Below are 13,228 nucleotides of genomic sequence, written 5' to 3'. Positions count from 1 at the left end.
CATGACGAGCGGCACCGGTCGCTCGCAGCTGGTGCTGCGGCTGCGCCGCCTCAAGATCGGGTGGATCCGCACAACCAATCCCGTGCTCGGCCCGCTGCGGCGGCGCTGGTCGCGGTCGCTGAAGCTGCGCACCATGACCATCACGGGCATGATCACCGGGGTGATGATTCTCATCTCCGGAACGTTTATTCTCACGAGCATCGGCGACGACCTCTACAACTCGCGCCGCGATCAAGTGCTGCAAGACTCGGCGCGGGCAACGCTCGCGGCGCAGCGGCTTGTCGATGCGTCGGACGCGAGCGACCGGGGGGCGCTCTCCGCGCTCGTCACTTCAGTGCGACGCACCGTGCAAGACACGTCATCGAGCGGGCTGATCTACGTGCGCCGGCAACCCGGGCAAGAAACGTCACCGCAGGCTCCCGCCGACTTCTACACCTCCACGCAGGTGGTTGATGCCGTGAGCCCGGATCTGTCTGAGGCCCTGCTTAAGGGGGAATCGCCGCAATTTTGGCAGGCGGTGACACTCGCCGACGAAGTGGGAAACCCGGTGCCGGGCGTGCTCGTGGCATCGAGCCTGGTGTTCCCCGCGGGGGCCGGCACCTACGATCTTTTCATCGGGTACAGCATGGCGGAAACGGAGCAAACCCTCGGGTTTGTCACGCGCACGCTGTCGTTCACCGCGTTGATTCTGATGCTGCTGATCGGGGCGCTCGTGTGGAGCATCTCGCGCATCGTGTTTCGGCCGATCCGCGCGGCGGCCGACACGAGTCGGCGGCTCTCGGCCGGGGAGAACGACGCGCGCATGCCGCTGCAAAACGATGAGCACTTTGATGTGCTCTCCAAGAATTTCAACGACATGGCCGACACCCTGCAGGCACGCATCGATGAGCTCGATGAGCTCTCGGAGATGCAACAGCGCTTCGTATCTGATGTGTCGCACGAACTGCGCACCCCACTCACCACGATTCGCCTCGCCGCCGAGGTGCTCAAAGGCAGCGCCATGGCCGATTGCCCGCAAGCGCGAGCCATCGAGGTGCTCGGCACCCAGGTCGATCGCTTCGAGACGCTCCTCGCCGACCTCCTCGAGATCTCACGCTACGATGCCGGGCGCGTCACACTCGAGACCGAACCCACGAACCTTGTCATGCTGACGCAGACGGTCGTGGACGGCCTGCAACCCCTGTCATCGAGCCTGATTGAGGTGCGGCCGCTGGGCGGCTACGGCGCGGTCGATGTCGATGCGCGCCGAATCCGCAGAATCGTCTCAAACCTCGTCGGCAATGCCATCGAACACGGTGAGGGGAAGCCCATTGTGGTGACCATCGACTCCAATGCCTCAGCCATTGCGATCGCGGTGCGCGACTGGGGAGTGGGACTGCGACCCGACGACGTCGACCGAGTGTTTGACCGATTCTGGCGCGCCGACCCGTCGCGCAAGCGCACCCTCGGGGGCACGGGGCTCGGGCTCGCAATCGCCCGTGAAGACGCTGCAGTGCATGGCGGGCTCCTCGAGGCCTGGTCGAGGCTCGGCGAGGGGTCGCAGTTTCGTCTTACCCTGCCGCGCGGCGATCAGATCGCCGCGTTCGTCTCACCCATCCCGCTCGTACCCGACGATGTCACCCCCGACGAGGGTGACCCGCAGGCGACCGGGGGCTGGCTGCGCCGCCCCTGGCGCAACGTCACAAAGGGGAAGAAGTAGTGCGACGGCGGGCGATCCACCAGAGAATGCGAACGCGCGTTAGCTTGGCGACGCTGCTGGTCTGTGTGAGCCTCGGCCTGGCGGGATGCCAGGCGATACCGAGCTCGGGGCCGGTGAATGAGGGCCTGAAGAGCCTGAGCCAGGCCGACCAGCCCGTGCAGTTCAATCCTGGTGGACCCACAGAAGATGCCAGCCAAGAAGACATCGTGCGGGGTTTCGTGAGCGCCGCCGCGTCGAGCGCCGACGACTATGCGACCGCGCGTGAGTTTCTCGCTCCGGAGTACGCCGACGAATGGGATCCCTCGCTCGGGGTTCTCGTCGATGAGGGCACGCAGCAATACCGCGAGGCCGAGGAAAACGTGGGGGTGCTCTCACTCTCGGTGATCGCGAGCGTCGACGAGCGGGGAACCCTGCAAGGCGTGGGGCCCGGTGCCGCGACCGAGGTGCGGTTCGAGTTCGCCGAGATCGGTGGTCAGTGGCGGATCGCCTCCGCGCCGGCCGGGATCATCCTGGACAAGAGCACTTTTGCGGCGGTCTGGACCCCACTGCAACTCTATTTCTTGAGCGCAGACAACCGCCTGGTGTCTGACACGCGCTGGTTCTTGAACCGGGCCACCATCAGCACCCAGGTGGTGGGTGAGCTGCTCGCCGGGCCGACCGAGCAGATGGTAGAGGTATTGCACAGCGCGATGCCGGCCGGTACCGCGCTCGCCGCCGGCGCCGTGCCCGTGGTTGATGGGACTGCGCGAATCGACCTCTCGGCCGAGCTGCTCGATGCCGATGCCACGACCATGGAACTCGTGAAGCGGCAGCTCGGGGCGAGCCTGCAGGCGGTGCCGAACGTGGCACGATTCGAGCTGCTCGTCAACGGCTCGCTGATTGATCAGGGCCCAGTGGTCGCCGCCGACACGACCTCCCCGACCGCCGAGAACCTGTATGTTGCGGCGTTGAAAGACGGGGTCTTTGGTCAGATTCGGGCCGGGCAGGTGACGCTGCTCCCAGGCATCGGTACGAGGATCGCCCAGCTGCAGCCGAGCGCTGTGACGCTCGCACCCGATCGGGGCAGTGCGGCCGTGCTGCACCAGGGCATCGTGAGCTGGGTGTCGCCCGACGACCAGGTGCAGGTCGATCTGCGTGGGGGGTTACTCGCGCCGAGCCTCGACCGCTTCGGATATGTGTGGAGCTACTCGTCCGCGAGCCCGGGCGAGATTCTGGTCACGAAGCCGGGGGAACGGACCCTGCAACTGCAGATGCCATGGCTGGGCGGTCGACAGCCGGTGGCCGTGCGTGTGTCGCAGGGCGGGAATCGTGTGGCCGTGCTGGTCGTAGATTCAGCTTCACCGGAGCAGAGCAAGGTGCTGGTTGGGGGAATCTCGCGCGATGCCGCCGGGGTGCCGCTCGCGCTCACAGGTGCCGCGAGTGTTGAACTCTGGGCCGCGGGAACCCCAATTGATCTTGACTGGATCGATGATGAGCGCTTCGTTGCGCTCACACGAAACGGGGTCTCGGGCAAGCTCACGCAGGGGGTACTCGGGCAGTTCGCGGTGGAATCTGGCACCGTGCCCGGAGCGGTGGCGGTGAGCGGTGGGGGGATCCGCTCGTTGCTGCGGGTGCTCGACGACGACGGTCGGCTCTACTCCCCGCAGGGCAGCGGTTGGCAGCGGCAGCTCGACGGGATCGCCCTCGTGGCGAAGGTAGGGTAAGGGCTCTCTCCCTCTCCCTCTCCCTCTTTCTCTCTGCCTCTCCCTCCCTCCCTCTCTCTCTCTGCCCCTCCCTCCCTCCCTCCCTCCCTCCCTCCCTCCCTCCCTCTCCCTTTCCCTCTCCCTCTCTCCCTCTTTCCCGTCGCTCGGAGATCTGCACAATCCAGGAGCAAATCGGCCATATGGGTCCTGGATATCCGAAAGGTCCGAGTAAGCGGAAGACCCCAGTCAGGCCGCGCGGTGAGTCTGCTGGTCGCTCTCCCTGAGCCCAGAGCCCAGAGCCCTGTGCTCGGCTGCTCGAAGACATCCCGCGCACAGGGTCGAAATCTGGAGATACGTCTGCAACTTCTCTACAGATACTCGCCTGGAGCAGTTGAACCTCGGAGGGGAGTCCAAGCTGGAGGTATGCACCCAAAATCAATGTTGCGTCAGCTCGGCGGAGTGGCCCCCGTGTCCAAGCTCGTTGATCTGGGTGTGAGCAGATATCACCTGAAATTGGAGGTGAAGGCCGGCACCATTCGATCAGTCCGCCGCGGGTGGGTCGCCCTTCCTGAAGCTGACCCTCAGCTCCTCCTCGCGGCGAGCACAGGTACTATCCTCACCTGCATCACGCAGGCAAAGAGGCTGGGGCTGTGGGTCCTCCACGAAGATGCGCCGCATCTGGCGGCCCCACATCCACATTCAGAAGTCAAAGATCGCCGGGGTGTTATTCACTGGGCTCAACCGGTATTGCAGCGAGAGCCGGGGGCACTGTTCGATCCCGTTGAAAATGTCTTGGATATTGTCGGCATGTGCCAGCCGTTCGAGATTGCGCTCGCGGTTTGGGAATCGGCGCTTCACGCCAAGATGGTGGATCTGCAATCCCTTGCCTACCTGTCGTACAGGGGTAGATCTCGTCGGCTCCTCGAGGAAAGTCAGCCGTATTCAGATTCCGGGTTGGAGACGTTTGTGCGGGTCAGGCTGCAGTGGTTGAGAGTTCCTATCGAACCGCAGGCTTGGATTCATGGACATCGAGTCGACTTCCTGATTGATGGCTGGCTGGTGCTGCAGATTGACGGCGGTCACCACGTGGGGGCGCAGCGTACCGAAGACATTCGACACGATGCAGAGCTAATGCTTCGCGGCTATCAGGTGATCCGCTGCTCGTATGAGCAGGTAGTGCATCGGTGGCCAGAGGTCCAAGGGTTGATTCAGCGTGCGCTTGCGCGTGGAAGGTCTCCCGCTCGCTAGGAGAACTGCAGAATGCGGGGTCTGGTGAGTACGTTTTGATCCTGAAATGCGGAAATCTCCGAGTGAACGGAGGCGAAAGAAGAGAGAGGGATGGCTGCGGGTGAGAGCAGAGGGAGAAGGGGGAGGGATGGCTGCGGGTGAGAGCAGAGGAAGAAGGAGGAAGAGCAGGAAGTCTGGGAGAGGGATGGCTGGGAGCGGCATGGCTGGACGTGGGGATGAACTTCTGGGTCGCGTGATCCACTGGTTGCGAGAAGTGTTGCTTGATGCCCTGGCGCTGTTGTGGCCGACCCAGTGTGTGAACTGCGGCGCACCTGACCGAGACTGTTGCGACGGCTGCCGAAACGAACTGCGAGCCGGCAACGGCACCGCAGTCTGGGTCGTCACCCCGGCGGGGGTGCCCGCGTGCGTCGCGGGCCCCTACGAGGGCCCGCTTCGCGCCCAACTCGTCGCCTTCAAGCACGCCGGACACACCGGCTTCGCGCGCGAGTTGGGCGCGAGACTGAACGCCCCGCTGCGCGTGGCGATAAGCCTCGCACGCGCCCCGACCATGCCCCTGCTCGTGACCGTGCCCTCGCGAGCCGCGCGCGTGCGCCAGCGTGGGTACCGTCACGTCGACATGCTGGTGCGCGCGGCGCTGAGGTGCGGAACGTCTGCCCCGGTGACACCCGCAGCGTACAGCCCCGCATCCGGAAGTCCCGGAATCTCGTTCGCCCCGCATTCGCCCGGAATGCAGAGAACACCAAGAACTGCGCCCCGCCCCTGGCTCCTACCGCGGGCACTGAGCGCGCGTCCCGGCCGCACCTCACAGGTCGGACTCACTGCGACCCAGCGGCAGCGTAATGCGGCCCTCGTGGAGGTCACGCCGGCGGCAAGAACGATCTTGCGTGGACGAGAGGTGGTGTTAATCGACGATGTCGTCACCACCGGTGCCACTGTCGTAGCGGCGCATCGGGTGCTGACCGAGGCCGGGGCCCGGGTCATCGCCATCGTCGCGCTGTGCGCGGTTGAGCGACGCAGCGATCGCCAGGACGACCAGGCTGCTCCCCACCAGAGCAACGGCGAGCGTTCCTCATCAAATCCTGTGACACACCTACCGATTTTCGAGCCGAAGCACAACCGGGTGGAAAACGAACGGTGAACCAGAGTAGTGTTCGAGAAAGGCGTAACGGTGCGCTGTTAGAGGCCACCCGCCTGAACCCTAGGGAGGTCACCATGGATGTAAACATTCGCGGACGTAGTCTCGGAATTACTGAACGTTTCGAGAACTATGTGGGTTCAAAGACGGAAAAAATCGAGACGCTGCTGCCGAAGGTGCAGACGTTCGAGGTGATGGTGTCACGTTTGAGTGACCGCAGCCCACAGAACGGTGATCGCGTCGAGATCACGGTCATCGGCCCCGGCCCCGTCATCCGAGCGGAGAGCACCGGAGCCGACAAATACACGGCCTTCGACATCGCGTACGGCCGCATCCTCGAGCGGATCCGCCGTATGAAGGACCGTCGCAAGGTGCATCGTGGCCGCGGCCGTACTTCGCTCGGTGAAGCAGCTGCGAACGATTTTGAGAGCGTGGATCTGACTCCCGCACCCCTCGAAACCATTGAGGCGGTGGCCACCGGGAGCGTGCCAATCGTGACCGACGAACAGCAGCATGAAGATGATTACACACCGGTCGTCATCCGCTCGAAAGAGTTCCCGGCCGAGCGTGTGTCTGTTGAAGAAGCGGTCGATCAGATGGAGCTCGTCGGGCACGACTTCTTCCTCTTTGTGGAGAGCGAATCGGGCAAGCCCAGCGTGGTGTATCGCCGTAAGGGTTGGAATTACGGCGTAATTAGCCTCAGCGAACTGGCGTAATCTCAGGAGCCGCAGTTCACTAGCAGAAGCCCGGAGAAACGCGGGTGCACCGAGACGCCCAGCCTGATCAGTGGCTGGGCGTCTCTTCCGTGAGCTCGCCCGTGCTCGACGGGCCCGACTGGCACGACATTCCCGACTGGCCCGACGTGCTGCCCGTCTGGCCCGACATGTTCGTTGCTCGAGGCAGCCGTCCAGGCGCGAAGCGCAGCTGCCATCCCCACGTCAGAACGCGGCCGAGCGCCTCACACACGATCCCGAAGCTCATCTTCGAACGCCCCGCGCTCCGCTCGATAAACGTGATCGGCACTTCCGCGATCGGGCAGCCCAGTCGCTCAAGTGTCCACGCGAGTTCGACCTGAAAACCATACCCGTGCGAGCTGATCTGGTCGAGGTCGAGCCGCGATAACCACCGGGTGTCAATCACCCGGTATCCGCTGGTGATGTCTCGCAACTGAGACCGCAGTGCGACCCGGGCCACCCAGGTTCCGGTGCGTGAGATCCAGCGCCTGTGCCTGGGCCAGCCGCTGATGCGCCCGCCCTCGATCCAGCGAGTGCCGATGACGAGGCCTGCTCCGGCGCACGCGGTTGAAAGCAGGTCGGGCAACTGCTCGGGCAGGTGCGATCCGTCGCTGTCCATCTCGACCACGAATCGATAGCTGCCCGCGCGCGCGCGATGGAACCCGAGCACGTAGGCCGTGCCCAGCCCGAGCTTGCCCGATCGATGTGCCACGCGAACCCGCGGATCCGCCGCCGCTAGCGCGTCGGCAAGCTCACCCGTACCATCGGGGCTCGCATCATCGATGATGAGCAGGTCGGCACCGGGTGCCGCAGTTCGCACGCGGGACACAATCTCGCCGAGCGAACCGGCCTCGTTGTAGGTCGGCAGGATCACGAGGGTGCCCTCGCCAAATCCGCTCACTTCCACCCGCATTCTTCGCCGCCTTGTGGCTTTGATCTTACGGTGCAGTGGATCTCGCGAACTGTGCCAATGCCCCCTTCTTGGGTCGCGCGTGAAGAGGAACGGGTGGGAGGGAGGGCATTGCGCACCACCCCGGCCACTAGCCGGGCCGTGTGAGATACCCAGGTGCTCCGTGCCCGGGCTTGCTAGGCTGGGGCGTTGTCACAATTTGGCAACGGTGACACGGTGCACACCTCGCACCATCACCGCCCCACCACACAGGAGACACGACGTGGCGACAGTCCTCGAACGAGTCCTTCGCGTAGGCGAAGGGCGCACCCTGAAGAAGCTGCAACGGCTGGCTAAAACAGTCGGCGATCTGGAAGAGTCGTTTGCGGCGCTCAGCGACGAGGAACTGCGCGGCGAGACCGCCGAGTTCCGCGAGCGTCTCGAGAACGGCGAGTCGCTCGACGACCTGCTGCCTGAGGCGTTTGCCGCGGTGCGCGAAGCCGCGAAGCGCACCATCGGCCTGCGCCCCTTCGATGTGCAGGTCATGGGTGGCGCGAACCTGCACCTCGGAAACATCTCCGAGATGAAGACCGGTGAGGGCAAGACACTGGTGGCGACGATGCCCGCTTACCTCAACGCGCTTACCGGTAACGGTGTGCACATCGTTACGGTGAACGACTACCTGGCGAGCTACCAGAGCGACCTCATGGGTCGCATCTTTCGCGCCCTCGGCATGACCACCGGCTGCATCGTCGCGGGCCAGAACCCGACCGAACGGCGCAAGCAGTACGACGCCGACATCACCTACGGCACGAACAACGAGTTCGGCTTTGACTACCTGCGCGACAACATGGCGTCGACTTCGGTTGACCGGGTGCAGCGCGGGCACGCATTCGCGATTATCGACGAGGTCGACTCGATCCTCATCGATGAAGCGCGTACTCCGCTCATCATCTCGGGCCCCGCCTCGGGCGAGGCGAACCGCTGGTTCACCGAGTTCGCACGACTCGCGAAGAAGCTTGTCGCAGGTGTCGACTACGAGGTTGACGAGAAGAAGCGCACCATCGGTGTGCTTGAGCCCGGCATCGAGAAGGTCGAAGACTACCTCGGCATCACGAACCTCTACGAGTCGGTCAACACCCCGTTGATCTCGTTCCTCAATAACTCCATCAAGGCACGCGCGCTCTTCACCCGCGACAAAGATTACGTGGTGCTCAATGGCGAGGTCATGATCGTCGATGAGCACACCGGGCGCATTCTCGCCGGTCGTCGCTACAACGAGGGCATGCACCAGGCCATCGAGGCCAAGGAAGGGGTGCAGGTTAAGGCCGAGAACCAGATGCTCGCGACCGTCACCCTGCAGAACTACTTCCGCCTGTACGAGAAGCTGTCGGGTATGACGGGTACCGCCGAGACCGAGGCCGGCGAGTTTATGTCGACCTACAAGCTGGGCGTCGTTCCGATTCCGACGAACAAGCCGATGAAGCGGATCGACCAGTCCGACCTCGTCTACAAGAACGAAGAGACGAAATTCGCCGAGGTCGTCAAAGACATCGCGAAGCGTCACGAAGCCGGGCAGCCAGTCCTCGTCGGCACCACGAGCGTCGAGAAGAGCGAGTACCTGTCGCGCTTGCTCGCGAAGGCTGGTGTGCGTCACGAGGTGCTGAACGCGAAGAACCACGCACGCGAGGCTGCGATCATCGCTCAGGCTGGTCGACTCAGTGCGGTCACCGTGGCGACGAACATGGCCGGCCGCGGCACCGACATCATGCTCGGCGGCAACGTCGAGTTCCTCGCTGTGCAAGAGATGTCCGCGCGTGGGCTCTCGACGACCGAGACGCCCGATGAGTACGAGGCCGAGTGGGACGCGGTGTTCGAAGCCGTGAAAGCAACCGTTGATGTCGAGGCCGAGAAGGTCATCGCCGCCGGCGGACTCTACGTGCTCGGCACCGAGCGACACGAGTCGCGACGTATCGACAACCAGCTGCGCGGCCGTTCGGGCCGTCAGGGCGATCCGGGTGAGAGTCGCTTCTATCTGTCACTCACCGACGATCTGATGCGCTTGTTCAACTCGGGTGCAGCCGCCTCGCTCATGAACCGCGGCGGGTTCCCCGATGACATGGCCATCGAGTCGAAGCTCGTGAGCCGTGCGATTCAAAGCGCACAGAGCCAGGTCGAGCAGCGCAACAGCGAGATTCGCAAGAACGTGTTGAAATACGACGATGTGCTCAATCGCCAGCGCAAGGCAATCTACGCGGATCGCGCGCAGATCCTCGACGGCGAAGACATCAAGTCGCGCGTTGACGTCTTCCGCGAGCAGGTCATCTCCGCCATCATTGACTCGCACTCCGCTGCAAACGAGTGGGATTTTGACGCTCTCTGGAACGATCTGAAGCAGATCTACCCTGTCGGCCTGTCGGTCGATGAGGTGGTCGCGGAGAGCGGCAGCAAGGGCGTGGATCGCGACTTCCTCTTCCGCGAGATCCTCTCCGATGCGGAAGTGGCGTATGCGAAGCGTGAGCAGACGCTCGGCGATGAGGCAATGCGCGAACTTGAGCGCCGCGTTGTTCTCTCCACGATCGACCGTCGCTGGCGCGATCATCTCTACGAGATGGACTACCTGAAGGAGGGGATCGGCCTGCGCGCAATGGCGCAGCGTGATCCACTCATCGAGTATCAGCGTGAGGGGTACACCCTCTTTCAGAGCACCATGGGGCAGATCAAGGAGGAGGCCCTCGGCCTGCTGTACAACCTTGAGGTGCAGGTACGCCCGGCCGAGGGGCCGCAGGATCACGTGCACATCGAGGGTGGTGGGCTCGAGAAGGAAGAACCGCTCGACACCTCCAAGCTCAGCTACATCGCCCCCGATGAAGACGGGAGCACCGAGGTGAGCGGGCCGGGTGCTCAACGGGCTGCGACCACCGGTGCTGCGGCCCGGGCGCGCAAGGGTGCCGCGGCCGCGGCGCCACAGCCCCAGCAGCGCGGTGCATTCGGACAGCAGGTAGAGGGCGGCGACAGCCCCCAGAACCGCGCCCAGCGCCGAGCTTCGAAGAATAAGTAACGCGCGATCCACACGCGAACCGTCGTCTGAAACAAACCTGCGCCAGGCGCGGGCCAACCATGGAGACAGCTATGGCAAACGAAAAACTCACGAAGAACGAGCGTCGCGAGCGGGCGCGCGAGCAGGCGCGTCTTGCCCGCGAGACCGAGAAGAAGCGCGAGAAGCGCAACCGACTGCTGCTGCAGGGCGGCGTTGTGCTCGGCGTGTTGGCGATCCTTGCGGTGGTGGGTCTCGTGCTTGCGCAGACGCTCAAGCCCGCGGGCCCCGGACCCGAGAATATGGCTTCGGGTGCGGTGACCTTCGGTGCTGACTTGAAAGTTATCGAGACGCCAGCGCTGCAGCCTGACGAGTCGCGCGAGGCGCCCGATCTCAGCTGGGATGAGTTGCCGATCGACGTGACCGTGTATGTCGACTACATGTGCCCGGCCTGCGGCGCCTTCGAGCAGACCTACGGCACGATGCTCGAGAACTACATCGGGTCGGGTGACATCACGCTGTCCGTGTTTCCGCTGAACTTCCTTGACGCGACTTCGATGGGCACGAAGTATTCGACGCGAGCCGCGAACCTCGTGAGCTGCGTGGTCGAGCAGCAGCCTGATGTCGCGTTTGCTTTGCACAACCGACTGCTCAGCGCGAACGTGCAGCCTTCCGAGGGTACCTCGGCGCTCACCGACGATCAGCTCGTTGAGCAGGCCGAGCTCGCTGGCGCGACTGCAGACACCGAGCTGCGTCAGTGTGTGAAGGATCAGCGCTTTGCCGACTTCATCTCGGGTAACACGAAGAAGGCCACCGAGACTGGCCTGTGGGGGCTCGCCGAAGGCGCGCGCTTGCTTGATGCCAGCGGCCAGAACCTGCAGCCCGAGAATGAGCCGCAGCGTCTCATCAGCACGCCCACCGTGATCGTCAACGGTGAGCAGTGGTCTTCGGGCCGCGACGGTGACCTTGAGGCCTACATTTTGAAGGTGAAGGCCGCGCTCGAGGGGAACGGGGCCGACACGGCTCCCGCAGCCGAGGCGGACACGCCAGCAGAAACAGAGTAAACTAGGCGGGTGGCCGACACGCTCGGTCACCCTTTGCCGCCTTAGCTCATCTGGTAGAGCAGCGCCCTTGTAAAGCGCAGGTGGTCGGTTCGAGTCCGACAGGCGGCTCCACTCGAGAGGCCCACATTTGTGGGCCTCTCTCGTTTCGCCACCTGCCGGACTCTGAACCGACCCGGGTGAAGCGCAGCTTCACCCGCTTCCGGCGAGCAACGCGTTGCGTTGCTCTGATCGCCGAAAGCAAGTCCGACAGGCGGCTCTGAAGCAAGAACGCAATGCGTTCCTGCCAGGAGTCGGCCCCGCCTGAGCGGGGCCCCACGGAGCGCAGCGCGGGGTGGGCTCCACTCTAGAGGCCTACATTTGTGGGCCTCTTTCGTTTCGCCGCCTGCCGGACTCTGAACCGACCCGGGTGAAGCGCAGCTTCACCGAGCACGGGCACCATTGAACCTGCAGATTGCTCTTTTGCCTGCAGTTCTGGGGAAGAACTGCAGGTTCAACGTTACAGTGCCGGTTCTAGCGAGTTTGTGCAGGTCGGGGATGGCCGCGATGCACCAGGGGTAGGGTGAACGGGTGACCCCAAGCAAACAGAGCCTTCCAGTGTGGGCAGCGCTCCTGGGGTCGGGTGTAGCTGGAACCCTGGTGGCGCTGCAGTCCCGGGTCAATGGCGGCCTGAGCCAGGAACTCGGAAACGGCTACGTGACTGCGGCCGTATCGTTTGGCTCGGGTTTGGTGATCATGGTGCTCGCCGTGGTTGTCTCGGCCCGAGGGCGACGCGGGATCCACAAGCTGCGAACTGAGCTCGCATCAAAGCACCTGCCGATTTGGGCGCTTACCGGCGGTCTCTGCGGTGCGTTTTTCGTGCTCGGGCAGGGGTTGGTGGCACCGCTGCTCGGGCTGGCGCTCTTCACCGTGGGCATTGTCGGCGGTCAGGTGCTCGGCGGGCTGGTTATAGACAAGGTTGGCCTCGGCCCGGGGGGCAAAGTGCGACCGAGTCCGCAGCGCCTTATCGGCACGGTGCTTGCGATCGTGGCAGTGGTGCTTTCGGTGCTCGCTGACCTGAGCACGCCCGGAGGTGAGAGCCCGAAGTTGTGGCTCGTGCTGATCCCGGTGGCCGCCGGGCTTGCCATTGCGTGGCAGTCGGCAGTGAACGGCCTCGTGCGATCAGCATCGCAGAGCGCGACCGCGGCGACATTCGTGAACTTCTTGGTTGGCACAGCGGTACTCGTGCTGGCAGCCTCGGTCTCGGTTGGGCTCCAAGGGTGGCCGCAGACGTGGCCCAGCGAGCCCTGGTATTACGTCGGCGGATTCGTGGGCACGATTTTCATCGGGGTCGCGGCGATGCTTGTTCGCGCCGCCGGGGTGCTGCTGCTCAGCATGTCCAACGTGGCGGGCCAGCTCATTGCTTCGGTCGCCTTTGATGCCGGCATCCCCCTCGCCGGGGGAGTCACACCGGGGCTCCTTGCGGGGGCCGCGGTCGCGCTGCTCGCGGTGACGATCGCCGCGCTGCCCAGGCGGTCTACGCGGGGGTGATCACGCGATCCACTGTGAATCGCAATACCGCTTCGCTGCAAATGCGAGTGCAGTGTTGACAACATGGGGTGTTCTCAAAAGTGGATCGAGCCCATCTTCAGGGACATTTTCCGCGTCAACTTGCATCATCAGACGATATTCGTCAGACTAAGTTCTGGCGCCGAGGTTAGGGTTGCCTCAGTAAAGTCCGACGAGGGGCCCGTTGGGTCCCTT

Annotated in this window: 9 protein-coding genes and 1 tRNA gene; 9 read left to right on the top strand and 1 reads right to left on the bottom strand. The window is 64.0% G+C overall.

The features are described 5' to 3' along the window. Nucleotide 1: 1 nt before the first annotated feature. The 5 genes from mtrB (at nt 2) to hpf (ending at nt 6,480) form a co-directional block, all read left to right on the top strand. The gene (mtrB, locus tag ACR0R4_RS02230; RefSeq protein WP_433645708.1) at nt 2–1,699 is read left to right on the top strand and encodes an MtrAB system histidine kinase MtrB; all 1,698 of its coding nucleotides are present in this window, start codon (nt 2–4) and stop codon (nt 1,697–1,699) included. 44 nt (nt 1,700–1,743) lie between these two features. After that, entirely contained in the window at nt 1,744–3,402 is a 1,659-nt protein-coding gene (locus tag ACR0R4_RS02225; RefSeq protein WP_433645707.1) for an LpqB family beta-propeller domain-containing protein, read from the top strand. 417 nt (nt 3,403–3,819) lie between these two features. Then, a complete protein-coding gene (locus ACR0R4_RS02220; protein ID WP_433645706.1) occupies nt 3,820–4,629 on the top strand; it encodes an endonuclease domain-containing protein in 810 nt (269 codons plus the stop codon). 199 nt (nt 4,630–4,828) lie between these two features. After that, entirely contained in the window at nt 4,829–5,767 is a 939-nt protein-coding gene (locus ACR0R4_RS02215; RefSeq protein WP_433645705.1) for a ComF family protein, read from the top strand. A 74-nt stretch (nt 5,768–5,841) separates the two neighbouring features. Continuing rightward, on the top strand, nt 5,842–6,480 hold the full coding sequence (hpf, locus tag ACR0R4_RS02210) for a ribosome hibernation-promoting factor, HPF/YfiA family (protein ID WP_433645704.1): 639 nt from the start codon (nt 5,842–5,844) through the stop codon (nt 6,478–6,480). Between the two features lie 67 nt (nt 6,481–6,547). Here hpf and ACR0R4_RS02205 read toward each other — a convergent pair whose 3' ends face one another. Then, complete coding sequence (locus ACR0R4_RS02205; protein ID WP_433645703.1) at nt 6,548–7,411, bottom strand: polyprenol monophosphomannose synthase; 864 nt, start codon at nt 7,409–7,411, stop codon at nt 6,548–6,550. A gap of 259 nt (nt 7,412–7,670) precedes the next feature. Here ACR0R4_RS02205 and secA point away from each other — a divergent pair, with 259 nt between their 5' ends. From secA to ACR0R4_RS02185, 4 genes are all read left to right on the top strand, one after another. Then, a complete protein-coding gene (gene secA / locus ACR0R4_RS02200; RefSeq protein ID WP_433645702.1) occupies nt 7,671–10,448 on the top strand; it encodes a preprotein translocase subunit SecA in 2,778 nt (925 codons plus the stop codon). 71 nt (nt 10,449–10,519) lie between these two features. Beyond that, nucleotides 10,520–11,488, top strand: coding sequence for a DsbA family protein (locus ACR0R4_RS02195; protein ID WP_433645701.1), 969 nt, complete (start codon nt 10,520–10,522; stop codon nt 11,486–11,488). A gap of 35 nt (nt 11,489–11,523) precedes the next feature. Beyond that, nucleotides 11,524–11,599: transfer RNA gene (locus ACR0R4_RS02190), tRNA-Thr, on the top strand. A gap of 456 nt (nt 11,600–12,055) precedes the next feature. Next, a complete protein-coding gene (locus ACR0R4_RS02185; RefSeq protein WP_433645700.1) occupies nt 12,056–13,015 on the top strand; it encodes a DMT family transporter in 960 nt (319 codons plus the stop codon). Nucleotides 13,016–13,228: the final 213 nt, after the last annotated feature.

The organism is Leucobacter fengyongliangi, assembly GCF_050971685.1.
GTDB lineage: Bacteria > Actinomycetota > Actinomycetes > Actinomycetales > Microbacteriaceae > Leucobacter.
Note: the sequence above shows the minus strand (reverse complement) of the source record. Positions and strands in the feature narration are given on the sequence as shown.

Excerpts from the sequence above, each read along its gene's own strand:
- ACR0R4_RS02205 (WP_433645703.1), bottom strand. The coding sequence starts at position 7,411 with ATGCGGGTGGAAGTGAGCGGATTTGGCGAGGGCACCCTCGTGATCCTG.
- ACR0R4_RS02220 (WP_433645706.1), top strand. The coding sequence starts at position 3,820 with ATGTTGCGTCAGCTCGGCGGAGTGGCCCCCGTGTCCAAGCTCGTTGAT.
- ACR0R4_RS02215 (WP_433645705.1), top strand. The coding sequence starts at position 4,829 with ATGGCTGGACGTGGGGATGAACTTCTGGGTCGCGTGATCCACTGGTTG.
- ACR0R4_RS02195 (WP_433645701.1), top strand. The coding sequence starts at position 10,520 with ATGGCAAACGAAAAACTCACGAAGAACGAGCGTCGCGAGCGGGCGCGC.
- mtrB (WP_433645708.1), top strand. The coding sequence starts at position 2 with ATGACGAGCGGCACCGGTCGCTCGCAGCTGGTGCTGCGGCTGCGCCGC.
- hpf (WP_433645704.1), top strand. The coding sequence starts at position 5,842 with ATGGATGTAAACATTCGCGGACGTAGTCTCGGAATTACTGAACGTTTC.